23 protein-coding genes and 1 tRNA gene are annotated in these 23,416 nt (G+C 45.4%); 4 read left to right on the top strand and 20 right to left on the bottom strand.

The genetic code is table 11. From position 1 onward, the window contains the following. Positions 1 to 85: 85 nt before the first annotated feature. The 6 genes from HMPREF3090_RS05625 to HMPREF3090_RS05600 form a co-directional block, all read right to left on the bottom strand. Positions 86 to 158, bottom strand: a tRNA-Arg gene (locus HMPREF3090_RS05625). Positions 159 to 205: 47 nt separating this feature from the next. Beyond that, a complete protein-coding gene (locus HMPREF3090_RS05620) occupies positions 206 to 961 on the bottom strand; it encodes a glycosyltransferase family 2 protein (protein WP_067972661.1) in 756 nt (251 codons plus the stop codon). A gap of 10 nt (positions 962 to 971) precedes the next feature. Next, positions 972 to 2,024, bottom strand: a complete 1,053-nt coding sequence (locus HMPREF3090_RS05615; RefSeq protein ID WP_083272396.1) for a hypothetical protein — start codon at positions 2,022 to 2,024, stop codon at positions 972 to 974. After that, positions 2,017 to 3,330 carry an O-antigen ligase family protein gene (locus tag HMPREF3090_RS05610; RefSeq protein WP_230080828.1) on the bottom strand — a complete coding sequence of 438 codons (1,314 nt, stop codon included), beginning with the start codon at positions 3,328 to 3,330 and terminating at the stop codon, positions 2,017 to 2,019. The genes HMPREF3090_RS05615 and HMPREF3090_RS05610 overlap by 8 nt, the downstream gene beginning before the upstream one ends. Further along, on the bottom strand, positions 3,317 to 4,510 hold the full coding sequence (locus HMPREF3090_RS05605) for a glycosyltransferase (RefSeq protein WP_067972666.1): 1,194 nt from the start codon (positions 4,508 to 4,510) through the stop codon (positions 3,317 to 3,319). Before HMPREF3090_RS05605 ends, HMPREF3090_RS05610 begins: the two co-directional genes overlap by 14 nt. A 342-nt stretch (positions 4,511 to 4,852) precedes the next feature. Continuing rightward, positions 4,853 to 6,019: a nucleotide sugar dehydrogenase gene (locus HMPREF3090_RS05600; RefSeq protein WP_067972669.1), complete on the bottom strand. Its 1,167-nt coding sequence runs from the start codon at positions 6,017 to 6,019 to the stop codon at positions 4,853 to 4,855. Positions 6,020 to 6,206: 187 nt separating this feature from the next. Here HMPREF3090_RS05600 and HMPREF3090_RS05595 point away from each other — a divergent pair, with 187 nt between their 5' ends. Continuing rightward, entirely contained in the window at positions 6,207 to 7,322 is a 1,116-nt protein-coding gene (locus HMPREF3090_RS05595) for a glycosyltransferase family 4 protein (RefSeq protein WP_070486111.1), read from the top strand. A 99-nt stretch (positions 7,323 to 7,421) separates the two neighbouring features. Here the strand turns inward: HMPREF3090_RS05595 and HMPREF3090_RS05590 are convergent, their stop codons facing one another. The 5 genes from HMPREF3090_RS05590 to HMPREF3090_RS05570 all read right to left on the bottom strand — a co-directional run bounded on the left by HMPREF3090_RS05590 (position 7,422) and on the right by HMPREF3090_RS05570 (position 12,329). After that, the gene (locus tag HMPREF3090_RS05590) at positions 7,422 to 7,784 is read right to left on the bottom strand and encodes a hypothetical protein (RefSeq protein ID WP_067972674.1); all 363 of its coding nucleotides are present in this window, start codon (positions 7,782 to 7,784) and stop codon (positions 7,422 to 7,424) included. A gap of 114 nt (positions 7,785 to 7,898) precedes the next feature. Next, on the bottom strand, positions 7,899 to 8,972 hold the full coding sequence (locus HMPREF3090_RS05585; protein ID WP_067972677.1) for a DUF6287 domain-containing protein: 1,074 nt from the start codon (positions 8,970 to 8,972) through the stop codon (positions 7,899 to 7,901). Positions 8,973 to 9,034: 62 nt separating this feature from the next. After that, positions 9,035 to 9,760, bottom strand: coding sequence for a DUF554 domain-containing protein (locus tag HMPREF3090_RS05580; protein WP_067972680.1), 726 nt, complete (start codon positions 9,758 to 9,760; stop codon positions 9,035 to 9,037). A gap of 426 nt (positions 9,761 to 10,186) precedes the next feature. Continuing rightward, positions 10,187 to 11,377, bottom strand: coding sequence for a uroporphyrinogen decarboxylase/cobalamine-independent methonine synthase family protein (locus HMPREF3090_RS05575; protein ID WP_067972682.1), 1,191 nt, complete (start codon positions 11,375 to 11,377; stop codon positions 10,187 to 10,189). A gap of 208 nt (positions 11,378 to 11,585) precedes the next feature. Then, a complete protein-coding gene (locus HMPREF3090_RS05570; RefSeq protein WP_230080827.1) occupies positions 11,586 to 12,329 on the bottom strand; it encodes an SDR family NAD(P)-dependent oxidoreductase in 744 nt (247 codons plus the stop codon). A gap of 88 nt (positions 12,330 to 12,417) precedes the next feature. Between HMPREF3090_RS05570 and HMPREF3090_RS05565 the strand changes: the two genes are divergently transcribed. Then, positions 12,418 to 13,362 carry a LysR family transcriptional regulator gene (locus tag HMPREF3090_RS05565; RefSeq protein WP_306345448.1) on the top strand — a complete coding sequence of 315 codons (945 nt, stop codon included), beginning with the start codon at positions 12,418 to 12,420 and terminating at the stop codon, positions 13,360 to 13,362. 59 nt (positions 13,363 to 13,421) lie between these two features. Here HMPREF3090_RS05565 and HMPREF3090_RS05560 read toward each other — a convergent pair whose 3' ends face one another. The 6 genes from HMPREF3090_RS05560 to HMPREF3090_RS05530 form a co-directional block, all read right to left on the bottom strand. Next, complete coding sequence (locus tag HMPREF3090_RS05560) at positions 13,422 to 14,369, bottom strand: hypothetical protein (RefSeq protein WP_070486109.1); 948 nt, start codon at positions 14,367 to 14,369, stop codon at positions 13,422 to 13,424. Positions 14,370 to 14,681: 312 nt separating this feature from the next. Further along, entirely contained in the window at positions 14,682 to 15,035 is a 354-nt protein-coding gene (locus tag HMPREF3090_RS05555; protein ID WP_101603720.1) for a type II toxin-antitoxin system PemK/MazF family toxin, read from the bottom strand. Beyond that, positions 15,029 to 15,271, bottom strand: coding sequence for an AbrB/MazE/SpoVT family DNA-binding domain-containing protein (locus HMPREF3090_RS05550; RefSeq protein WP_067972694.1), 243 nt, complete (start codon positions 15,269 to 15,271; stop codon positions 15,029 to 15,031). Before HMPREF3090_RS05550 ends, HMPREF3090_RS05555 begins: the two co-directional genes overlap by 7 nt. A gap of 141 nt (positions 15,272 to 15,412) precedes the next feature. After that, positions 15,413 to 16,954, bottom strand: a complete 1,542-nt coding sequence (gene abc-f / locus HMPREF3090_RS05545; protein ID WP_067972697.1) for a ribosomal protection-like ABC-F family protein — start codon at positions 16,952 to 16,954, stop codon at positions 15,413 to 15,415. 539 nt (positions 16,955 to 17,493) lie between these two features. Beyond that, complete coding sequence (locus tag HMPREF3090_RS05535; RefSeq protein WP_067972700.1) at positions 17,494 to 17,799, bottom strand: type II toxin-antitoxin system RelB/DinJ family antitoxin; 306 nt, start codon at positions 17,797 to 17,799, stop codon at positions 17,494 to 17,496. Between the two features lie 205 nt (positions 17,800 to 18,004). After that, a complete protein-coding gene (locus tag HMPREF3090_RS05530) occupies positions 18,005 to 19,042 on the bottom strand; it encodes an acyl-CoA thioester hydrolase/BAAT C-terminal domain-containing protein (RefSeq protein ID WP_067972702.1) in 1,038 nt (345 codons plus the stop codon). A gap of 206 nt (positions 19,043 to 19,248) precedes the next feature. Here HMPREF3090_RS05530 and HMPREF3090_RS05525 point away from each other — a divergent pair, with 206 nt between their 5' ends. Together HMPREF3090_RS05525 and HMPREF3090_RS05520 are read left to right on the top strand one after the other, a co-directional pair. Beyond that, positions 19,249 to 19,503 (top strand): prevent-host-death protein, encoded by a 255-nt coding sequence (locus HMPREF3090_RS05525; RefSeq protein ID WP_067972706.1) that lies wholly within the window; start codon positions 19,249 to 19,251, stop codon positions 19,501 to 19,503. A gap of 3 nt (positions 19,504 to 19,506) precedes the next feature. Further along, positions 19,507 to 19,821 carry a type II toxin-antitoxin system RelE/ParE family toxin gene (locus HMPREF3090_RS05520; RefSeq protein WP_067972708.1) on the top strand — a complete coding sequence of 105 codons (315 nt, stop codon included), beginning with the start codon at positions 19,507 to 19,509 and terminating at the stop codon, positions 19,819 to 19,821. Between the two features lie 510 nt (positions 19,822 to 20,331). On the opposite strand, the gene HMPREF3090_RS05515 is transcribed toward HMPREF3090_RS05520, so the two are convergent. The 3 genes from HMPREF3090_RS05515 to rlmD form a co-directional block, all read right to left on the bottom strand. Further along, positions 20,332 to 21,366 (bottom strand): virulence RhuM family protein, encoded by a 1,035-nt coding sequence (locus tag HMPREF3090_RS05515; RefSeq protein ID WP_067972711.1) that lies wholly within the window; start codon positions 21,364 to 21,366, stop codon positions 20,332 to 20,334. Positions 21,367 to 21,393: 27 nt separating this feature from the next. Then, positions 21,394 to 21,693 carry a hypothetical protein gene (locus HMPREF3090_RS05510; RefSeq protein ID WP_067972714.1) on the bottom strand — a complete coding sequence of 100 codons (300 nt, stop codon included), beginning with the start codon at positions 21,691 to 21,693 and terminating at the stop codon, positions 21,394 to 21,396. Between the two features lie 337 nt (positions 21,694 to 22,030). Then, the gene (rlmD, locus tag HMPREF3090_RS05505) at positions 22,031 to 23,416 is read right to left on the bottom strand and encodes a 23S rRNA (uracil(1939)-C(5))-methyltransferase RlmD (protein ID WP_067972717.1); all 1,386 of its coding nucleotides are present in this window, start codon (positions 23,414 to 23,416) and stop codon (positions 22,031 to 22,033) included.

The following is a 23,416-nucleotide window of genomic DNA, read 5'->3' as shown; positions in this document are numbered from 1 at the left end:
CAAGGCCCAAATTCAACAGCGGAACGTATGCTCATAGCACCATTTCAATCAACATTTTTTACACATGATTCAAGGCATAAAAAAACGACCCCGAGAAGAATCGAACTTCCGACACATCGTTTAGGAAACGAATGCTCTATCCGCTGAGCTACGGGGCCATACAAGAATTTTAACATACTTGTTAAGCTTCTTGTGACTTTATTTGTTAAATTCGCCGCTTAATGGCGTTAAAAACATAGCAAGCAAAGACATAGGAGGCCTTCCAGAGGGGGAGACCTTCCAATTCACGGTAGGTATGCCAAGTCCGCTTGAGCGCCCCCAGTCGATTAGAGGAAATCGAACCGGGAACTTGCCGGTAGTGGTTGAGAACCTCATCTAAGAGATAAGCCTGGCAGCCCCGTTCCCGCATCAACATCAACCAAGTCGCCGTATCCTGGCCCTTACGAACCAGGGGCATTCGGAAGTCACCGACCAGCTGGCGGTCAATCATCACTGTTGAACAAGCAATGGCCGTATTCTTCAATAGGCCATCGTAATCGAGCTTGTGGGGCAAGTCCGCTCTTTCTTTAAGGACCTCCCCTGCCTCATTGACTTGGGCGAAGTTGGTATAAGTGAAACCGTAAGCTTCACGGTCCATAAAGGCTAGCTGCTTGGACAATTTATCCGGTGTCCAGTAGTCATCGCTATCCACGAAGGCAATATAACGTCCCTGGGCAGCCTCCAAGCCCCAGTTCCTGGCCACAGCCGCCCCGCTATTTTCCTCTAACTTGTGGTACTTGATCCGGTCATCCTGAGCCTGGTAGGTCTTGATAATCTCAGCGCTCTGGTCCGGGCTACAGTCATCCACTAAGAGCATCTCCCAATTGTCATAGTCCTGGGCTTGGACGCTCTCGATAGTATGGGCCAAATATTTTTCCGCCTTATAAACGGGCGTCACGATGGAAACCAAGTCGTCTTGCATAATGACCTCCTTAAGCTTGAATCAAATGCACAATCTTAATCGGAACATGGTAGAGCTTAGCCAGGCGGTATTGGGCCTGGTACCATTTCTTGTGGCTCTGGCCAGCTTGCAGGAGGATGACGATTTCATCCATTTGCCCGCTAAAGCCTTCTAAAGTCTGCTGGCTAGCCAGGGGCGCATTGAGCCCACCCTCCTCAGCTAAGAGGAGACGGTCCTTCCCGTAAGGCTGGTTGATGAAGTGTTGAACGCCCTCATCCATGTTCTTAGCCAGTAGGTGCTCATCCTCGAAGGCCCAAACATATTCAAAGGCATAGCGAATCTTGCCATCGAAGAGCCGCCAGATAAAGAGCAGGAAGGCTACTATCAGCAGGGCTACGATATAAGCCGCAACAAGTAAGAGCCACAGTGGCAGGGAATTGCTCCCCACAATACTTGCGATGGTATTTGGCGTTGCCACCATTTCATACTGGGACAGGTCCAAGCGTTCGCCAATTTCAGGTCGGCCCAACATGATCAGATTCAGGTCGCGGGTAAAGGGCAGGGGCTCCTGGAGAATATCATAATAGGCTTGGGCAATTTTCTTGTTCTCTTCTGGTGTCTTTCCTAGGAGGACACGGAGGGTAATCACCCCACTCGAGGTATCGCGAACAGCTGCTAATCCTCCGCGGAAATCACCATTCTTATAGAGGCCTAAGTTCTGTTCAGCCTGCAGACTATCCGCAAACTTTACCCCGCTCTTCTCTTCAGCTTTCTTGACCATATCGGGACGGGCCAGGTATTCATCAATTAAGAAGGAATTACTAAAGACATTGCCGTCTTCCACTAAGGCGCTGAACTGGAACTCAGCGGGTTCCTGGCTATAGGCCGTTTTCAGCCCTTCCTTAGACGCTTCTAGGGTCGCTTCGTCTGCCTGCACTGTTTGGTCTGCCGCCGAGCTCAGACTCTCTTCGGGATGGTCGGTCAAGAGCACCCGCAAACCGAAGAGCAGGGCTGTCAAGACAGCTGCACCCAAGATAATTTTTAATAGATTTTCTTTACAAAAACGCCACAACTCACTAATCATTGTTGCTAAGCTCATACATCCTACCTCGTTCTTTCTCTGTATTCGTTAGGGACTTCTCTGCTAGGGCTAGGTAGCTAATCAATAAGCCAAAGAATGCCCAATGCCATTCGATATACATATTATTGGCACTGGTCACACTGGCCGGGATAAAGACCAATAAAAAGGCCATCACTTGGTTGGTCACCTGGCGCCATTGGGGGCTCTGGACTAAGCGAATCTGGTTGAGCCGGTAGAGCATGAGGGCATAGGCCACGACATAGGCTAAAAAGACGAAAAGGCCATAGCCCACCATAATTTCCAGCCACCAATTGTGCATATTGACAATTCCCTTGGTGGGTAAGAGAGGGAAGTCTGCCATCCAAGTCTCAATATTACCGGCTCCAACGCCTAAGCCCAGGGTCGTCCCCAGAAAGACCAGGCCATTCCGCCAGAGGTTGACCCGGCCGGTATCTCCTGAAATATAGCCCTCACTCCCTGTATAAATCAAACTAGTTAGGGCTTCTTGGACGGGCGGTACCCACAAGTAGAGGGCCAACGATCCCAGGATCAGAGCAAGCAGGCCCAGAACATAATGGCGACGCTTCAGATCCCACTTAAATTGCAGGAGGACCACTAGGCCGAAGTATAAGAAGGAGCAGAGCAGGCTCATCCGCGACCCACTTCTAAAGATCAGATATTCCGCCAAGACCATGGCCAGGAGATAGGCGATTTTTTGCCAAGTCACCCGCGACCGGAGCAATAAGATGGCCGTAACAACTAGATAAGCCAAGAGCATAGTGGCGTAGTCGTTTTGGTTCTCGAAATGGGTAATGGGCAGGCGGGTCAGCGGCTGGCTGGCGAAGGTCCCATACTTATCCAGCTTGGCCATATCCGCAAATAAGTAGATATTGGTTATAATTTCAAAATAACCCCAAACTAAGAGGGCTGACATCATCCACCAGGCTGCCTGGACTAAGCGTTTCCACTGGCGCAAGCTATCCGTCCATAAATAGAGGGCGACCACACTGGAAATACCGATGGTCAAAAGGAAGACAGCCTGGGCCCAGGGACCCAAAGCCCGGGCCCAGAGTACAGAGATGAGGGCCCAAAGCCACCAAAAGACATAGGCTCCAATCATGAAGAGGCCATAGCCAGGCCGCTTAAGCTTAAGGCTCGGTCCCTTAAGCAGAGACTGGTAAGCAATCAGGGGAAGCACGCCGAGCGCTAAGAGCCGATAGATGGTCATCTGGGCAAAGGGAGTCGGAATAGCCAATAGCTCCGTGCCTAAAAAGACACTGGCAAGTAAGATCAAACTATAGATGGCCACTAGATTGCCCCCCTTCAAAGTTAAAATGCTGGCGCCTGCCCGCTAAAAAGTCGACAAAGAGCTGGGCCGAGGCTTCATTACTGAAGGCCTTGGCTTCAACCGCCTGCTCACGCTCACACAGGTTAGGCCGGTCCTGAGCAGCCAGCTGGCAGATCTCACCAAGCCAATCCTCAGCTCCAGCGCTAAGGGGCAAGGCAGATACCAAGTCCAAGCCGAGGTCCACTTCATCCGTGACCCGGTCAGACATTAAGACAGGAATGCCCAGCGCTTGAGCCTCAACCACCACTGTCGGCAGGCCCTCGGAATAGGAAGGCAGGAGGACAGCATCCAAAAGCGGATAAAATTCCGAAATCGGATTAATCCGGCCCGTGAAATCTACCACCTCTTCCAGACCCTGCTTGCGCACAGCTTCCTTAAGCTCTTGGTCCCGCTCACCGGCCCCAATGATGAGGAGCTTGGCATTGCAGCCTTGGTCCTTAATGGCCTGAGCAATGGCTAAGCTCTTCTCATGGTTCTTAACCGCTGTTAAACGGCCGATGTGTCCGATCAAAAGAGTATCCGCTGGGTAAGCATACTCCTTCCTGAGCTGCGCCTTCTGTTGGTCAATCCAAGCATTGGAACGCAGGTAGCGGTCCGTATGAATACTGTTAGGGATGATCATCATCTCATCCAGATCAATGGCAGGGCCGAAGATGCCCCAGATAGCGCGTTTACCGCAGCCGAGCGGACAAGCCGACAGGCGGCGGTTCAAGCCCTGGGACAGGGACTGTTGGGCCCGGTTTTTCAAGCTAGGGACCTGGTTATCGAGCGAATTATGGGCATGGATATAGAAAGGCGCCTGACTCCGGCGCCGGCAGAGATAGTAATAAGGAAGGGCCCGGTAACCATTGATATGGCAATAGAAGGCATCATAGTCGTTATGGTCGAGGGCCTGGTTTAAGCTCTCTTCAAAAGCCTTGAAACCTTCTTTCTTCGGATTTCTGAGCGGATAAAGCTTGCCCCCAGTCGCCTCAATGGCTGCTTGGAAGTCTGCCGGACACTCGTCATAGGTCGTCACATCAAAGGCAATCCCATAGCGGGGCATTTCCTCCGCCTTATTCTTTATAAATGATGAAATGCCACCGCCATAGCCACTCATCAAGTGGAGAACGCGACGGACTTTGCCTGAGTCTTTTGGCATGCCAGATTTCCTCATTTCCCTTCTAAGCACACAAAGACTTCCAGCCAAGCAAAAAACGCTCGACTTGGAAGTAGTGTAGTTTACTAAATTTTCCTCTATTTATTATTAATGACTAAACTAGACAATTTGCACAAGTTAGCTTTGAGCAGTAGTAGAGCGTTGAAGTTGATCCTTAGCCGTGACAAAAGCAAGCGATGTGAATTAGGGATAGTTGGCGTAAGCCTTACTAGCCCTTTGAAGCTCGCTAGGTGAGGGACCTTGGCCCGAACCGGTGCCATGGCTTTTCAAGGATCAAATTCAAAAGCGAAACGGATGCTCACTCACATGATGTGATAAAAGTCTTTAATTTTCGTTATAGATATCGCGGGTGTAGACCTTATCCGTCACATCTTCTAAGTCTTTGGCAAGACGGTTGGAGATGATCAAGTCGGACTTATCTTTAAAAGTTTGGAGGTCATTTTCTAAGCGGTAACCTTGGAAATCGTCTCCAGCCAGGCTAGGTTCGTAGACGATCACTTCGACCCCTTCACCGCGTAATTTCTTCATGACATCTTGGATAGCCGATTGGCGGAAATTATCAGAGTCTTGCTTCATGGTTAAGCGGTAAACCCCAACCGTTTCAGGCTGACGGCGCAGCACCGAATCCGCAATAAATTGCTTGCGGGTATCGTTGGCGTCCACAATGGCCCGGATAATGTTATTGGGAATGTCTTCAAAGTTAGCCAACATCTGCTTGGTATCCTTAGGCAGGCAGTAGCCCCCATACCCAAAGGAAGGATTGTTATAGTGAAGACCAATCCGTGGATCTAAGCCAATCCCCTCAATAATAGACTTGGAATCTAAGCCTCGCACTTCCGCATAGGTATCCAATTCGTTAAAGAAGGAAACACGCAGGGCCAGGTAAGTGTTAGCAAAGAGCTTAACCGCTTCGGCCTCAGTTGGCGCCATGAAGCGAACCGGAATATCTTCCTTCTCTGCTCCTTCAATCAAGAGCTTGGCAAAGAGTTGGCCCGCTTCACCCTCATCGCCCACGATAATTCGTGATGGATAGAGGTTATCGTATAAGGCCTTACCTTCACGCAGGAATTCTGGTGAGAAGATAATACGATCGCAAGCCTTTTCTTCGCGGATCTGCTCGGTATAACCGACCGGAATGGTTGATTTAATCACGATTGGGCAGTCCGTATCATGGGCTAAGATATCATCGAGAACGGCTTCAACAGCTGAGGTATCAAAGGAATTGGTCACCTCATCATAATTGGTTGGTGCCGCAATAATAATGAGTTCTGGCCCTGCATAGGCCTGGTCAGAATCTGTCGTTGCGGTCAGATCCAAGTCTTTATGGGCCATATAGGCTTCCATTTCGGGATCTTTGATATGAGGCTTACCCGAATTAATAATATTGACCACATTTTCATTGATATCCAGTGCCGTCACTTGGTGGTTCTGTGCAAGCAAGATCGCATTCGCTAACCCCACATAGCCGACACCGACAACTGTTATTTTCATTTGATTCGCTCTCCTCTTCCAGTACATTTACTTCATATAGGGCTAATTATAGCATAATGCCCTCTCAATTAAGCCCCCTCCCCTAGAAAAAAAGGAATTTTATAATTTTTTTATCTTCTGTTAGGCTTTTGTTCTTTTTGCTATAATAATAGAGAATTGTTCATTTTATAAGAAAGGAAGAAGCTTTGTGCATATCCTCCATATTAACTCCTACTATTCAACTACCCCACTCTACCAAAACCTCTACGACCGGCAAGTTGCTTCCGGGATGGACCTCGACGTCTATGTCCCCATTGCCAAAGAATTCCCCAAAGACCGTCTAGCCGCTAAAGGTGACTACTGCCAGATTGTCGAAGCCTTCCACCAAGCGGACCGCTATGTCTTCCATCTCAAACATTATAAGATCTGGAAAGACCTCAAGCGCCGCTATGCCTTCGACCAATTCGACCTGGTCCACGCCCACTCCCTCTTCTCCAATGGTTGGCTGGCCCACAAAGTCTACTTGACCCATCACATTCCCTACATTGTGGCAGTCCGCAGCGCTGATATCCGGACCTTCTTCCAGAAGATGCCCTGGCTGCGAAAGCTGGGTTTACAGATTCTTGCTGACGCCGAACAAGTCGTCTTTATCTCTGAGAACTCCAGGCAGGAAGTCTTCGCCAAATACATTCCTCAAAGCATGCAGGATGAGCTTGCAGCCAAGACCCAAGTCATTGCCAATGGGATCGACGACTACTGGCACGCCAACCGCTACACCGACAAGACAGCCGAAGTCCACCAGCCCCTGCGCTTTGTTTGCACGGCTAAACTCTTAAAAGAAAAACAGATCCCCAAGCTCATCCGCCTGGTGGACTACTACCATCACAATGCCCAAGAAGCCGAACTCCATCTCATTGGACCGGCCTGGGATGAAAGCATCCTCGCCCAAGTCAAAGACCATCCCCTGGTTAACTACCACGGCCCCAAAGACCAAGATGGGATGCGGGACCTCTACCGGCAGATGGACATCTTTACCCTAGTCTCTTCACGGGAAACGTTTGGCCTGGTCTATGTGGAAGCCATGAGCCAGGGCCTCCCTGTCATCTATACCAAAGGCGAAGGCTTCGACAGCTACTATCCTAATTATGAAGTCGGCGCCAGCCTCAACCCTGACCGCCCCGAAGACTTTGTTCGCGATGTCCAAGTCATCCTCGCCGACTATCCCGGCTTTTGCCAGCGCGCCCTCGACCATTCAAAGGACTTCTCCTGGGATAAGATCTCGGAACGATATGGCCAACTCTACCAGAAAGTCTTGAAGGCTTAAGTGGACTTTCTTGCTAGCAGCTTTTATTCGTCATCAGATTAGAAAAAAGGAAATCATTGCGCCAAGAGCAGCTAATGATTTCCTTTTTTGCTTGACTGACTAAGCCATCTCTTCATATCCCAATTCTTCTAAGCCTTGAGTGATTAAATCAACTATCTCAAACAAGCTATCCACTGTCGATTGAACCAGCATAGCTGTTCTAGCCTGGTAAGTGACCTTATTCCCATCTACTCTGACATTCTGTAAATTTTTATGCTTGGGCAGGTGGTGGATCAATTCCTGCCGGCCGGGTGCCTGCCCATCCTTTGTCAGATGAAATATAATATCGTACGGCTGGCCAAAGTGCATCATGTCCACTAAGAGGCTATAGCCATTGACCCTAGCATAAATTAAACCTGTATCCTTTTCGACCGTATAGCGTTCGTCCTGACCAATCCGTTTCAAAACCTTCCCTAAGCGCATAAAAACCATCCTTTCCATGCCCATTAAGCGCTACCATGATCTCAAAAACTGCGTCCGAACTTTCCAGCTCTATTTTACCAAGAAAAGTTAAATTCACCTAGCCGATAGTCTTGATCAATCCACCTTATAAAAGAAGGCATTGGGATCCCTAAAGTCTAGGCTCTGTCCCGCCCATAAGCGGTCCTGACTCATGTCAGATCCGTCATAAGTATCAGGAATCTTGGACTGGCCATTAGGGGTGTGTCCAGCGGGGATGACGATAAGCAGGGCGCCTGCAGCTATGGATTCACTCTTAGGACCAATTCCTAGTCTCACCGTGCCATCGGACATAGCCTCGCTATTATAAATAGTCAAGTCACCGTAGACAATATCTTCCGGAGTAAATTCAAAAGTTGTGCCATTTCCATCCTGCCAAGTTCCGACCAGACTCGAGTAGTCCCCTTCCAGAATAGCGGACATGTCAAAACTACTTGCTGCGTCAGCTTGGTCAGCTGATTCGGCCAGCACGACCTGGTCAATCCGCTGCCAGTCTAATTGGTCATAATCGATGGGAGTCCGACCTCCGGCAAAGTCATCTAGGGTGCTGATATCCCCTACCGAGTAGGTCCCCTCTTCGACTACCTCTTCTGTCAGCGTCTCAGGGTTGATGCGGAGAATTTGAGCTTCACCCTCTCCATGGGCAGAGTAGTGGTAGGAATCCAAGACCGTCCCATCTTGAAAAATATCGCTGGCTTGACGGAGGCCACCTGCACTAGCCGCGTAATTTCTTGCCAGTAGGGTCGGTTCTTGCCCACCCTTTAGATAGTAGAGGTCGCTATACTGGAGCTTGCCATCGTAGTCGGTGGCCGTCAGCAATTCATCCACCCCATTGCCGTCAATATCATAGAAGACGAAGTAATCTGGGCGGTTCTCTTCAGCCTGGGCCAGTTCCTGGAGGGTCAGACCGTAAGCTATCATATTGTCGACCTCTGGCTTAACAGCTGGTGCTTCTGACTTAGAGGAGGTCTGTTGACTGGAAGACGCTGTAGACGCTTCTTGACTGTTTGAGCTTGATGCAGTCGAAGAGACCTTCTCAGAAGCTGGCTCAGAGGAGGATTGATTGTTTGTTGATTGCTTGGTTGTGTTCTGGCAGGCGGCAAGCACCAAGCCAGTTGATAGGACAAGTGCCCATTGACTAAATTTTTTCATAGCTAGACTCCTTTTTTATTATTTGATCATAGCGACAAGAACAAGCTGCCTCGTCTGAATGGCTAGAATGAGAGGGGCAAGAAGGCGGCTAAAATCGCCAAGAAAACCGCCGGCAGCATGTTAGCGACATTCAACTTCTTATCCCATAGCAGGTTGATTCCGATACAGAAGATGAGGATGGACCCGATCAGAGAGAGGTAATCCAGGGCCAAGTCGGTCATAATCGGCGACAGTAAGCGGGCCAATAAGGTCACCCCGCCCTCCAGGACTAGAACCGGAATGACGGAGAAAACCGCCCCCTTGCCCATGGAAGAAGTGAGCACTGCAATGATTATGGCATCCAAAACGGACTTAATGGCCAGCATAGAATAGTCCCCTAAGAGGCCATCCTGGATTGCACCGACAATAGCCATGGCCCCAATAGAAACCGTCAGTGAAGCGCTAATAAAGGCTTCCACAAAGAGGGGATCCCTGCCATTGCCCGACTTCTTGTGGAGGAATTGGCCAAACTTCTCAAAAGCTTGGTCGATCCCCATCAATTCGCCAATCAGGCTGCCGAGCGCCAGGCAGAGAACCACCAGCATTGACCGTCCACTGACAATCTCTCCTCCTTGCAAGGTCAGCATCCCATCCATAGCTCCCGCAATGGCAATAAAGATCACGCTCACCCCAGAGGCCTTCTGAAGGGCCTCCTGCTGGTTGGGCTTAAACAGATTGCCTGCCAAGCCCCCAACCAGACCCCCGAGTAAGATTCCACCACAATTAATCACAGTCCCAAGCCCTACCATTTCATTTCCTCATTTCTTTCATTCGTTTTCAATAGCTATTATTTTAGCATATTTATCATATAAAACTCATTTAATTTTAATGATAGCTTGGGCTATAATTCTAGTTTAGATGAGTAGGCTTGCAAATGAAGTATAGCATTATTTCTGCTCCCTAAAGCTGATCCTACCTGAATGGTCACAATAAGATCCTGAACGGCAAGAAAAGACTCCAGTTTCAACAAAAAAATCCCAGCTAGACCGGTGAGCTGTCCACTCAATCCATCTAGCCGGGATTTTTAATCGTTATTTATTTTCAATACAGGTCCCTATAGCCGAAGAGCTTCCGTACAAAATAATACAGAAAGGCCGGCTTCCATCCACCTACTAGAAATCCACTAAAAAAGCGAGAAATCCGCCGATGAATTTCTCGCTTTTTGAACTTGTATCTTATGCGCCAAAGAATTTTTTGGCAATCTCTTGGCCTTGGTCGATCTTAGCCCATTGTTGGTCTTCGTTCAGTTCATTGCCGACATCACAGGAAGCAAATCCGCATTGGTGGGAGAGGTAGAGCTTGTCTTTAGGGATGTATTGGCTAGCTTCTTCTAATAGCTTTAAGCAACGTTCCTCATCATCTAAAGATGAAGTCTTGGAAGAGAGGGCACCGAGCACCACTTCCACGCCTTCTTTTCCATCGAAAACCTTTAGCGCGGCTAAGGAACCTGCCCGGTCGTCATCCCACTCTAAGAAGTAACGGTCATAGTGTTGTTGACTCAAGAAATAATCGGCGACTTCTTCATAAGTCCCCTCACCATTGGAGCGTGAGGCATAGTTGCCGCGGCAATTGTGGGTGTAAACTTTTAGCCCCAGTTCATGGGCATAATCTGTGACTGCATTATTCATATCCACTACGGCTTGGGCGAGAGCCTGGCGATTTTCACCTGACAAATCTAAAGCGGATAGGTTAGCATTTTCCGACCCATCACCGGCGAAGACCGACCAAATGGCATCATCCATCTGTAAAATTTCTGCTCCGTTTGCCGCGAATTCTTTGACAAATTCTTGGTAGGCGCGGACTAAATCAGCTCTGAAGCTAGCATCATCATGATAGTACTTGCCTTCACCCACCACATCGTTAGATAAGAATTCACAATAAATCTGTGCAGGGGCTGGAATAGTGAATTTAATCTTCACATGAGCTCCGCTTGCTTTAACAATGGCTTGGAGGCGTTGGTATTGGGCAATAAAAGGGTGGTTCTTTCCAGATAATGGACCGTTAACAGCCAAACCAACGTCCTTACGGGTCTCAAAGGATTTGGCTTGTCCCTTTTCCCCTTCTTCGTGGAAGAAATAGCCCACTTCATTGATGTAGCGCTGAACACCGGACAGCCCCCAGGCAAAATCCAAATGCCAGAGCGACCGCCCTTGTTCCCCATCAGAAACCTCAGTCAGGCCGTGGTCAATTTGAGCTTGAACAGCCTTGGCTACTGCCTTGTCTTCAACTTCTTTATAACCCTCGAAGTCTTCATAGAATGGATAGGTGATATCATCACGTGTTTCAATTTCTTGGCGATACTTTAATAATTCGGGATCCCTTAATAAGGAACCGACCAATAAGAAGTGTTTTGAACTTTGCGTCATTTTCGCTACTCCCTTTCTCAGTACCTAGGCAAGCTTGCCAGTCTTTTCAATAGCTTTATTATAAGCAAACCAGCTTTTTTCTGCCAATACCGATCGCATATAGCCGCCTATAGCCAGGAGCTATTGCCCAATATTGCTAGCCAGTAAAAAGAAAAAGCCCCAAAGCTGGAGCTTCTCCCTTTCTAATAAATCTTAATGACTTTATACTTTAAAAAATCCCTTTAAAAGATGTATAGCCATCTTCGACCATCACATTCGTGCCATTGATCGCGCTGGCTTCTGGCAGGGTGAGGAGGTAGATAGCATTAGCAACTTCTTCAGGCTCGATGACCCGCTCTTTCATGTGCAAGCTATCGCCAAAGTCTTTAAGGTCGCCCCTCATCATGGAGGTATTCACCCAGCCTGGGGAAACCATAAGAACGCGGACGCCATGGGGCCCTAGTTCTCTCGCAATGGCTTGAGTGGCCATCTTCACCCCACCCTTACTGGCGTGGTAACCGATATTTTCACCGTTAGCAAGGAAAGAACAGATCGACCCTACATTAATGATGCAACCCTGGCCCGCTTCCTTCATCTTCTGACCGGCTGCCTGGCAGAAACTAATGGTTCCCATCAAATTAATTTGAATAATTTGATTGATCAGCGATAAATCATAGTCTAAGAAGTCTCCACGCTCTCCCGTGATGCCTGCAACATTGACGAGGACATCCAAGCGTCCAAAAGCATCCAAAGCTTTGTCAACGGCTGCCTGGCACTGACTAGGGTCGGACACGTCACAGGCCACATGAAGGATCGAGTCAGTGTGTCCTAAGCTCTCTAAGGCTGCTTCGACTTGTTCTTCTTTGTCCACACTGGCTAGGACCAAGCGATAACCTTCTTGACTTAGCTTCTGAGCTGTTGCCAAACCAATACCACTCGTTCCCCCGGTGATTATTGCTACTTTTTGCGTCAAAATCATCACTCCTTCAGATTACTTATCTTTATTATAAGTGATATAATTGATCATAAATACTATGAATAAACGATAACTTAATAAGTTTATCTTATCAGGAGGCGATCTTATCTTTAACCACAAGCTCTCTTACTTCCTCGAAGTAGCCAAATATGAAAACATGACCCAGGCAGCTAAGACTCTTAAGGTCAGCCAATCCGCCATCAGCCAGGCCATCCGTGATTTGGAAGACCAGCTCCAGGTCCCCCTCTTCTACCGCCGGGGCCGGCGTATCTTCCTGACCGACCAAGGCAGGACCTTCCAAGCCTATTGCCAAAGCGCTCGTAACCAGCTCCAAGTGGGCCAAGCGATTGTCAAGAATCAACGCTCCCTCCAAGAAGGTCAGCTCTCCCTTGCGATCACCCTGCCACATGTCTTCCCCGAATTAATCCACGACTTTTTGGAGCGCTATCCGGGCCTGACGCTCAGCCAATATGACCTGAGCCACGAAGCAGCCCTCCACCAACTGACCCACTACCAATTGGATGTCGCGGTCACATCAGGCCCTGTCAAAGCCCCCGAATTAATCAGCCAAGTTCTGCTCGAAGATGAGCTTTACCTAGCCCTAGCTCCCTCTCATCCGCTTCTTAGTAAAGACCAAATCAACCGCCAGGACCTGGAAGACTTAGCCTTTGTGGGTCTCCATGACCACTACGCCTTTAGACAGCAGAGCGACCAATTTCTGGCCGACTTGGGCGTCCACATCCACCACCAGATCAGCGTTGATGACGCCGCCTCTATCCTGCGCTTGACTCAGACCGGACGCTACGCCTCACTCATCACCAGTATTTCCTTGCAGTATCCATCCCAGCAGCTCAGCTACCTCCCTATCCAGCCCGGCAAGACCTTCCGCAAACTCCAGCTCGTCTACCGGTCCGACACCTACCCCCATCCCGTCCTCCACGCTTTTTTGGACTTTATCGGTCAATGGATCCAGCCCAAGCAGACCGCCAACAACCATCAAATCCTAGACGGCCACTTAGACCTTCACTAAGCCAAAGAAAAAAGAGCCCCTTCGTCCAAGGACTCTCTTAATAAAACTACAAATTTGGCTTAGTCTTCTTTAAAACGTACCCCATTGGCCTTCAAGCGATCGATGGTAACCTTGCCTATGCCATCAATCAAGTAAACTTCCACTTCCATCTTTTCTTTGAAATCCTCAAGCGTTTCTAGACCTTCTGCTAGCAAGAGGCGCACATACTGGCTGGATATATTGGTGAATATCCCTGTTCCTGCGAGTTTTTCCGCATTCCGATCAGCGTAACGATTCTTTTCCTTTCGAGCTTCTATATCTGCAAAATAATCCGAGTCAATCTCCTTTAAGATTTCCCTGAAGTGAAGATACAAGAGTCTGGATGGCAGATAGAGGGGGAACATTTCACGGAAGGCCATAGCCAAAGTCTGCTTCGAATTAGGACGGTATGACTCCTCCGGTAATAAAAGATAGACCTTATATTCATTAAATCCCTCATCCGCAAAGAAGTCAACAATTGTCGGGTTAAGTTGATACAATTCTTTGATCCGGTGCTTAGCCAAATTGAAATCTCTTTCTAGAATCAGACTAGTCGCCAGATAGACCAGCATCTGGTCATCTGAGGGATATCTTTTGAAGAAGTTCCTCACTTTCTTATGTTGGAAGCTATTAACATAAAGCGCCATTAACTTGTAGCGGACGCCCATATTATCATTAGGGTTGTAGCGGAGGATATGCTTGGCAATTTTTTCCGCTTCTTCCATAAATAAGCCTCTAGTATAACAATCTAAGAGGATATTTTGGGCGCGGAAATAGGGGCGATTAGTCACAAAACTATAGCCGGATTCTTTAATATCCTGGCGGTGGGCCTTGAAATAGGCATCAGCCTTGGCTTGGATCATCGGTATGACTTCAAAGTCTTCGAATTGGTCGAGCGCCCAAGCACAATAAATATCCAAATTATCTGGATCGAGATCATGGGCTTCTTCTAACCAGACTGACCGCTGATCCTCGTCATCCGTATACATGGCGACCTCAAATTAGTCCTGCGCCCGACTAGTGTCATCCTCATCAAAGGACAACAAGCCCGCATTAAGCAAGGCAATCGCCTAGTCCATTGCTTCATCAATACTATCGAAGTCCCCACCATGCTGGTCAAGGAATTTCTGGATATTTCTAAAAACGCGTTCCCTATCTAAATACATCTCTTCACCTTCTCTAGTTTGATTGATTTTTTGTTTCAGTGACATATTTTTACTTTTAATCGCTTAGGCTATAAGTAGTGGACTGCCCCAAAAAAGCTTGGATTTTGGGAAGTACTACAAATTTTTCTTAACTAGCTATTGATAGTCATCTACCAGATCAAATAACAATTTATAGCGATGAATAATACCTTTAAATTCATTTGGCTTAGCTCGTTCAATGAAATCTGCTTGACTGACTTGACGGTGATAAAGATCAAGAGCCTTTGATTGATCTAAAAGAACTTTACCCTTGATATGTTCAGTTTCTTGAAGCTCATAATAGGCTGGATAATTTCGTTTAGTTGTTGAGATAGGCGCAACGATTGCCATGCGACTCGTCTTGAAGATAAGATCATGACTCAATACAATAGCTGGGCGACTACTTCTCTGCTCGTGTCCGATACTTGGATTAAAATTAACATAAAAAATATCTCCCTGCCGCATCACCATTCGAGCTCTTCTCCCACTGCTGGCCCCCAATCCATCTCTTCTTCATAAGTGAAAGATGTCTTGTAATCAGCAAATAATTCCTGAATCGTCTCTGCTTCCTTAGGCTTAATCACTAAGCTTTGATCTTTGATTTCGAGTGAGAGCACTTGGTTATTCTTTAAATCGAGTTGTTTAACTATAGTTGATGGAATTCTGATCGCCTTTGAATTCCCCCATTGAGCAAGTTTGGTTTGCATACTATCCCCTCCTCAAGCCTATTTTATCAAATGACTATCTAAATGTATATACATTAGGCCTTTTGACATGCATTTCAATATGGTTTTCTCTTGTATATCTCCTAAGAAACGCTAAGCTAGATTCAGTTAATAAAAGCTGTCCTAATCCATCTGGTGGTCTGCTTTTAATGCTCTAATCTTATCCTGGAGACTTCTAATCTCTTCTATATCTACATCTGCATCAGCAATCATCCGATTTAGTCGGAAATTTAAGCGACTAATTTCTTTTTCCGCTTTATTCGAAATATTATCCTGATAGGCAGGGCTAAGCAATTTTTTATTTCTGATGAGGTATTGCTTAGCCACGCTATGGTTGACAAATTCCTGATCATGCGAAACCAATAGAATAGCAGCAGGATGGTTTCTGATAAAGTCTTCAACCTTTTCCAGGGTACCAATATCTAAATAATTCGTCGGTTCATCGAGCAATAAAAGGTGGTAGTCGCCTAGTAATAATTTAGCGAATGCCAAACGGACACGTTCACCTCCTGATAGCCACTTGACCTGATTGAACAATTTATTTTGATCGAAGCCCAAAGAAGCTAAGACCAGACGAATCAAATCCTCTGCTTGTAAGCTATCTTGACCTACATTTTCAAGAATACTTTTATTCAGCTGGAGTTGATCAAAATTTTGGGTAAAATAACCGATCTTTAAATTTTCCATATAATAACCTGACAGTTGCTGATGGTATAGCTGACGCATAAAACTTGTTTTCCCTGCTTGATTGCATCCCTGAATAGCTACTTTGTCCCCTGTCTGTATTTTAAATTCAGAAAATGCAAATAATAAACGCTCACCAACATGGACTTGGCCCGCTTCTAAGTGGAGCAAAGTTCTTCCCGGCTTAACTGCCAAATTTCCAACCGCTTTGAAGGTATAGTGTCGTTCTTTCTCAGGCCCTTTGACAGGATCAAGCTGGTCAATTCTTCTTTGCAAAGCTTTAGCAGATTTGGCGATGGCTTTTTCCTGTCCATCATATTTTCCCGCATAGCCACTGACTTTATAATCTGAACGGGAAACATTCTTTTTCTTCTTTTTAAAATTTTGCGCCCGCAGATTTCTTTGCTGGATTTCTTTTTCTAATTGATGAACTTTCTTCTGATAATTTTTATAAGCAACTTCTTGTCCTTTAATGGCTCTTTCTTTAGCTGTCTGATAGTCATCATAGTTGCCTACGTATTTGGTCAATTTGCCTTGGTCAAGTTCCCAGATCTGATCCACTACTTGGTTTAATAGTTGACGATCATGGGAAACCAGCAAAAGAGTTCCTAGATAATTATTCAATTTTTGGATGAGCCAATCAATATTTTCACTATCTAAATTGGCTGTCGGTTCATCGAGAATAAGGAGGTCAGTCCCTTTGTTAAAAACTTCCTCCAACATTCTTTTCTCTTGCTCTCCCCCAGATTCCTTAGTACTTTTATTAAGCTGAGGAAGGTAGGCATAACTTGGATGAATAGACACTTGTCCTGTAAAGTCCTCATCTAATCCAACCAAGATGCTTAATAAGGTTGATTTTCCCACACCATTCTTTCCTATAAGACCAATCTTGTCTCCTTGGTTAGCTATTAACTGATCAATTTGAAATAATCGCTGGTCGGCAATTATTTTCGAAACATGTAATAATTTTATCATTTCCATCTTTAGCTCTCCTTTAAGTTCGGTACTGCTATCATCAATCACTGTGAGCTAAAAATGCGTACACAAAAAGACATGACTAGATTAACCAAGTGTCTGAATGCATACTACTCCCTTTATGATTAGGAAGTTTTTTGCTCAGATGCTTAGATTAAAATTACCATGTCCTTTTACCTCGGATTTCTTAAGTTAACTATATTATAACAAATTTTTTCATCTTGGTATAGGCCTCAATCATTCTCGCCTAAGGCATTTTCGATATTTCTTCTCCCATATAAGATACGCGAAATTAAGACATTATGGGCATCTTCCTCCACAAAATAATAAATAAGAAAATGATCGCAAGGCACAACATGCAAGCCCCTGCTTTTCTATGGCTCGAAATCTATGATAGGATACCGCATTGGAAATTGATCAAGGCACTTTATCGATTCTAGTGACTTGGCTTTTTGTACTTTCTGATGATAAAAGATCGAAGGCAATATGAGCGTAAATCCCTCGCAAATCTTCTTCTGCTTCGCGAGAAATAGAGACTAAATAGCTCATTGATCAAATTCCTTATGCAGAGAAGCAAAGGACGCTTCTACCGGTCTGACATCACCCGCTAAGATTGACTGATAGCCCTTTTCTAGCTCTTTATGCAATTCATCTTTAGTCAATGAATGACTATCAAATGGTGCTCTATAAGAAAGCTTGACATCAAAAGGTAAGCCTTGTTGCAAAACGACTTGTTTATAAAACATGGTAAAAGCACTTGATGGTGGTAGGCCAAGTGAATTCAAGATATACTCTGCCTGCTCCTTTAATTCTGGGTCCATTCGAACATACAAATTTGCTGTCTTTGCCATAAAATCGCTCCTCTCTTTTAAAACTATTTCATAACAATGTATTGGCATATGCAAGTCACTTTCTGTTTAATCATTTATAACAAACAACTGGAGCAGTGTTAGATTCGGAAGCTCCCAAATGAAAAAGCCCCATTTCAGGAGCTCATCTTTTCAATTAATGCTATAAAGCTTAGCTAATCCACTATTGCTGCATCATTGGGCTAAACTACTTTCTATGGTGCTCTGTTAGGAATTTATCAATCGCTTGGTCTGAATCCTTTTGTGCTTGCTGATTTCCTTCAAGAGATCCGCCAGTCCTAATTCTCATCGCCCCTGTATCCAATATTCCATTACCGGCAAACACATGGCCTGCATCTTTATAGCTGATTAACTCAGCGCCAGGGCACCGTTGTTTAATTTCACTAGCCATTTTTGCGCTATCCCACATAGCGTCTTCTTCTCCAGCAATCATCAAGATGTTGGCTTTCACGTCTTTAACGGGAATCATTTTTTGCTTATTTAGAGGATCCTGTTCTACTGCACTTGTATAGGTCTCTTTATAACTGATAGGCGCTTTTACAATAGACGGAAGGATCACTTTTGTTAAAAATGAACGGAAGGAAGTCTTTCTAATATCAATGTAGGGCAGTTCTTCATCCTCATATGTCCAAGATGAGCCATAATTTTCAAAGTCTAATCCAGAAAAATTATAGCTCGCTGGGGCGATTAAGACCAAGTTGGAGATTTCAGGATATTTACTGGCTAAGTTAAGCGCATATTCAGCTCCTTTAGATGCCCCAATAACACTAATTGGTCCTTTATCAATGACAGTCTTATCGAGATAAGCCAGCACATCTTCAAATTGCTCCAAGGGAATTCTTACCAATGATTTCTCTTGATTGTTCATCCCATACATAAAGAGAGCGAATGTCTCATAGCCTTCTTGAGAGAGTCTTTGGGCCATTTCAAAATTCGGACTTCCTTCAGATCCCCCGAAACATATCACCACACCCTTGTGCTTTTTTTGTTGAGGCGTCAACCGAAAGCCCTGTAATCGACCTTCATCAATATAATTCACATCTACCCCCTTAATAGCTGTCGGATAGAGGTCAATATTAGTGACATCACGGTAGTACTGGCCTGTTGACGGTGTACTTGTGTTTTTATAGCTATAATCATTAAACTTTCTCACGATCAGAATGAATGCAAACAAAACAATCACACTCATCAAAACTCCGAGACCTATCTTCTTTAATCGCTTCATCAATTTCGCCTCTTTTCTTATAAGGGATCCTCTCCCTATCTGTCTGCTCCTATCGGCCTAAAGCCCACAACCAGCTTCAACATAAAGTTCCCTCAATTTTACTATATCCCGTTCATCTTTTCTCAAAAATTTTAAAATATTCTTGAGAGCTTGGCCGTCAGCAAGAACATATTATCTTAGCCATCCCTTAACTAAGGATGACCGAAATGCCAAAAATTCAATTGAGCACTGATTTAAGAAATAACGACAATGATATTTCTAACTTTTGTAAGGAAAGCAATTCTCCGTTTTTTATCACTAAAAATGGTCGTGGCGATTTGGCTGTGATGAGTATTCAGGCTTACGAACAAGTCGTTGGCAAGCATGAACTTTATACCTCATTAAAAGCTAGTGAGCAGGATGTCGCCACAGGACGCACGAAGCCGCTCAAGGATGTCATGAATGATTTAAAAAAGAGTTAGACCATGACTGATTATTGGATTGAGGTCACTGCTTCGGCCCAGGCTGACCTCAAAGAAATCGTTCGCTATATTCAAACTGACTTAACTTCTCCTCACACAGCTAATAAATTTCTTAACGGTATTGAAGAAGCTATGGAACAATTAGCTTTTATGCCTGAAAAATTTCAACTCGTCAGAGATGATTACCTAGCTAGCAAGGGCTATCCTTACACAGGCTACAAAAACTATCGCATCTTCTATAGCATTGATGACAGTCGACATACCGTATTTATTCATCGCATTCTACACGCATCAAGACAATGGGAATATTTAATCTAATGGAGAGTGTGATAAAAGTCGATCAGGCCTGAACCACTGGAACGAACTATGGGAAATCGTTGGTAAACGATTGGACATAGTTCGTGAAGTGGATGTCATGCCTGACTTTTGGAACACGTTTTTGAAAAATGTTCGCTTTTTAGATGCTTTCTTGCTTTGAGTATATGTACTGGACTTGTTGACTTTGATTTCTCCACCATCTTCTCCATCTAAGAAAAAAGCCCCATTTCTGGAGCTCATCGCAGGCTTTCATGAAGAGAAGATTTTCTACCCCTTCGTCAATAAGACAACCGATTCCACATGTGTCGGGTATAAGCTATGGATTGATTTTGGTGTGTCAGGACTAAAGTATGGTTGGAAATAACAAAAATTTAGCTCGGCTCTTGTATTAAAATGATTTTCCGTTATATTCAAAGTACCAGATTCCACTACGTTCCCTGATTTCAAAACGTAGTGGGGCATTTTGGGGATAAGTAACATTTAGAGAGTTAATATATCTTCGCATATCCATTATTTATTTGTGTCTTCTTCTAATTCCAGCAGATATTTATCAAAATCTGACATAAACAATCTGTCTTGAATGACACGATATTTCTCAAACTCCGTCTCTGCATGAAGCTTAGCAATTTCAGCAGAAACTTTACCTGCATCCTGCAAAATACCATAATCAAACATTTCTATAAAAGTGTTCAATCGTTTTTCCCAATCTTCCATCGTAAGAGGAATATGTCTTAAAGTCATATTCTCAGCGAAATCCAAATAGGCAGTAACCATACGATTTAGCTGGTGCAACTCATTTTCACTTAAATAGTTTTTAGCAACCGCCACATCACTTTTCTTAATTTTACCGTTCGGACCATCTCCCCAAGTTGTAAGTCCCATATGTTCTTTTTGGTGGTCAGCACGTTCTACAATCAATTCAGCAGCCGTATGACCATGGACTGCAAAATGCATTTTATTCTGAACCGTTGCGTAAAACCTTTTTGTTCTTTGGGAAGTCTTGTCATAATCGATTGCTGTGGCATAAATATCCGTTATTTTCTGATAGAATTTCCTCTCGCTTGCACGGATTTCACGAATTCGCTCTAACTGCTCATCAAAGTACTTATCCGTCAGATAGGTGCCTCGTTTCAATCGCTCATCATCCATAACCCAGCCCTTGATGGTGTAGTCTTTTGCAATCTGATTTACCCATTTACGAAACTGTACCGCACGCTCAGAATTGACTTTAAAACCTACTGCAATAATCATCTCCAGAGAATAATGATTAGTATTGTAGTTTTTCCCATCAGCAGCAGTTATCCGAAATTTTCGGATAACTGAATTCTCTTGTAATTCGCTATCGCTAAATACCTTTTTGACATGATAATTTATTGTTCGAACATCCACGTCATACAACGTTGCCATCATCTTTTGTGTCAGCCAGATATTCTCATCTTCATAGCGCATCTCAATGCTGTCCTCTTGGTCACCAACAGAAGCAACATAAGTCAAATATTCTGCGGCACTTGACCGAATACTTACCCCATTTTTATTTTTATCCAAATCAATCGCTCCTTTAAATTTCAGCTTTTATCTTTTCAATCGATTTCTATTGATTCTGTACTTGAGTATGCGCCGTTGACCAATACTACCATCTTTTGAATAATCCAAATAAGAAAAAATCAAAATGATCGGAATAACTGATGTCAATAAAGCAATGACTTGCGTCTGTAGCTCATTCATTTTCGGAATTCCGTTATAAGAAAGGTGATAAATCACCAGGGTTACTCCAAATAATAATGATAAATACAAAAGAACAAGTAAATAATCAAAAAACAATTCTTTCATGCGCTTTTTAAATGATATTGGATTGTTTTTCATCAGCATCATTTATTTCTCCTCGCAAGATAAGTATAGAAAGTCATTTCACATCCATCAAAGTTTCTCTGTCTCTCTTTGAATTTCGAACATTCAAAGTACTTACTTAAGGATAAATATCTATTCTTTGGCTTTACGCTAGCTATTTAAGTAGGCTAGTTATCATAGAGGATAAAGCCGGCCTTATGTGTAGAAATAAAAATGGCGTCACAACAGCGTTTTCTAGTCGACCAGTTTTCCAATACGCTCACCTTCATTTTATCAGATTCCACTCATTTTCTCCTCTAAAAACCAAAAAGCGAGGTCCCCAAGAAGGCGCAACCCCTCAAAAACCTCGATATTATGCTGTTTATAGCCCCTCTTTTTCAATCAATACCACGCACTCAACATGGGTAGTCTGTGGGAAGAGATCGACGGGTTGGACAGATTGGATCTGATAACCTGCCTGGGTGTATTTGTCCAAGTCGCGGGCTAGGCTGGCGGGATTGCAGGAGACGTAGACGATCCGGTCTGCTTCAAGTTTTAGGGAAGACTCAATGAAGCTTTCACTCAAGCCCTTGCGTGGCGGGTCAACGACCAGGACATCGCAAGGGATGCCGGCCTTGACCCAGGCTGGCATGACGTCACCTGCGTCTCCGGCTTGGAAGCTGGTATTGTTGAGGCCATTGGCGGCTGCGTTTTCCCGGGCCATGGTGATCGCGTCTTCAACAATTTCGACCCCATAGACATGCTGGGCCTTTTGGGCGAGGCAGAGGGAGATGGAGCCAATCCCGCAATAGGCATCCATGACCTGTTCGTCCCCCTGGAGTTCGGCGGCATCAAGAGCGGCTTGGTAGAGTTTCTCGGCCTGGCTAGTGTTGACCTGGAAGAAACTCTGGCTAGAAATGGCAAAGTCTAAGCCCAAGATCTGGTCGTGGTAGCGGTCTTCACCATAGAGGACTCGACTCTCCTTCCCCATAATAACATTGGTGCGCTCTTGATTGCTGTTGAGGACTAGGCTAACCAAGTGGGGAACTTCCCGGCGGATATCTTCGACAATCGCTTCTTCATGGGGCAAGGACTGGCCATTGACAATGAGGATAACCATGATTTCACCCGTATGCTCGCCCTGGCGGACACCCAGGAAGCGGAGGAGGCCACGGTGGGCTTTTTCGTCGTAGGCAGTAATCTGATAGCGGTTAAGGATCTGAATGACGGCCTGCAGGGTCTCATCAATCCCCTTGAGTTGGATCTGATAATCCTTAATCGGCACAATCTCATGGGACCGGCGTTTGTAGAAGCCGGTATAGAGCTGGCCTGGCTCGCCTGCTACGGGGACTTGAGCCTTATTGCGATAGGCCCAGGGCTCTTCCATCCCAAGAGTTTCTTTCACCTCGAGGCCTTGGTCGAGGCCAAATTTATGGAGGGAGTTAATGACCTGTTGGCGCTTGAAGGCCAGTTGGGCAGGGTAGGCCAGGTGTTGGAGGGGCATGGTCCCCGTCCGCAAGCCATCCTTATCGCGCAGGGGCACGCGGTCGGGAGAGGTCTGGTAGCGATCTTTCACAATCGCAAAGGCGAATTTCTTAAGGACCTTGACAATCCGAGCTGAGCATTTTTCGCCAGGCAAGGCATCATGGACGAAGACGGGGTAGCCATCGACCTTAGCCACTCCTAGGCCTTCATAGGTCAAGTCTTCAATGGTTAAATCATAGTTGGCATTCTTTTTGACAGGTGCTTGTCGCTTTACTTTAGCCAT

The sequence above is a fragment of the Aerococcus sp. HMSC23C02 genome, from assembly GCF_001806805.1.
Classification (GTDB): Bacteria; Bacillota; Bacilli; order Lactobacillales; family Aerococcaceae; genus Aerococcus; species Aerococcus sanguinicola.
Note: the sequence above shows the minus strand (reverse complement) of the source record. Positions and strands in the feature narration are given on the sequence as shown.

Coding starts and splice junctions, on each gene's coding strand:
- HMPREF3090_RS05620 (WP_067972661.1), bottom strand. CDS start 961: ATGCAAGACGACTTGGTTTCCATCGTGACGCCCGTTTATAAGGCGGAA.
- HMPREF3090_RS05615 (WP_083272396.1), bottom strand. CDS start 2,024: ATGATTAGTGAGTTGTGGCGTTTTTGTAAAGAAAATCTATTAAAAATT.
- HMPREF3090_RS05605 (WP_067972666.1), bottom strand. CDS start 4,510: ATGCCAAAAGACTCAGGCAAAGTCCGTCGCGTTCTCCACTTGATGAGT.
- HMPREF3090_RS05600 (WP_067972669.1), bottom strand. CDS start 6,019: ATGAAAATAACAGTTGTCGGTGTCGGCTATGTGGGGTTAGCGAATGCG.
- HMPREF3090_RS05590 (WP_067972674.1), bottom strand. CDS start 7,784: ATGCGCTTAGGGAAGGTTTTGAAACGGATTGGTCAGGACGAACGCTAT.
- HMPREF3090_RS05585 (WP_067972677.1), bottom strand. CDS start 8,972: ATGAAAAAATTTAGTCAATGGGCACTTGTCCTATCAACTGGCTTGGTG.
- HMPREF3090_RS05580 (WP_067972680.1), bottom strand. CDS start 9,760: ATGGTAGGGCTTGGGACTGTGATTAATTGTGGTGGAATCTTACTCGGG.
- HMPREF3090_RS05575 (WP_067972682.1), bottom strand. CDS start 11,377: ATGACGCAAAGTTCAAAACACTTCTTATTGGTCGGTTCCTTATTAAGG.
- HMPREF3090_RS05560 (WP_070486109.1), bottom strand. CDS start 14,369: ATGTATACGGATGACGAGGATCAGCGGTCAGTCTGGTTAGAAGAAGCC.
- HMPREF3090_RS05555 (WP_101603720.1), bottom strand. CDS start 15,035: ATGGTGATGCGGCAGGGAGATATTTTTTATGTTAATTTTAATCCAAGT.
- HMPREF3090_RS05550 (WP_067972694.1), bottom strand. CDS start 15,271: ATGCAAACCAAACTTGCTCAATGGGGGAATTCAAAGGCGATCAGAATT.
- abc-f (WP_067972697.1), bottom strand. CDS start 16,954: ATGGAAATGATAAAATTATTACATGTTTCGAAAATAATTGCCGACCAG.
- HMPREF3090_RS05535 (WP_067972700.1), bottom strand. CDS start 17,799: ATGGCAAAGACAGCAAATTTGTATGTTCGAATGGACCCAGAATTAAAG.
- HMPREF3090_RS05530 (WP_067972702.1), bottom strand. CDS start 19,042: ATGAAGCGATTAAAGAAGATAGGTCTCGGAGTTTTGATGAGTGTGATT.
- HMPREF3090_RS05525 (WP_067972706.1), top strand. CDS start 19,249: ATGCCAAAAATTCAATTGAGCACTGATTTAAGAAATAACGACAATGAT.
- HMPREF3090_RS05520 (WP_067972708.1), top strand. CDS start 19,507: ATGACTGATTATTGGATTGAGGTCACTGCTTCGGCCCAGGCTGACCTC.
- HMPREF3090_RS05510 (WP_067972714.1), bottom strand. CDS start 21,693: ATGATGCTGATGAAAAACAATCCAATATCATTTAAAAAGCGCATGAAA.
- rlmD (WP_067972717.1), bottom strand. CDS start 23,416: ATGGCTAAAGTAAAGCGACAAGCACCTGTCAAAAAGAATGCCAACTAT.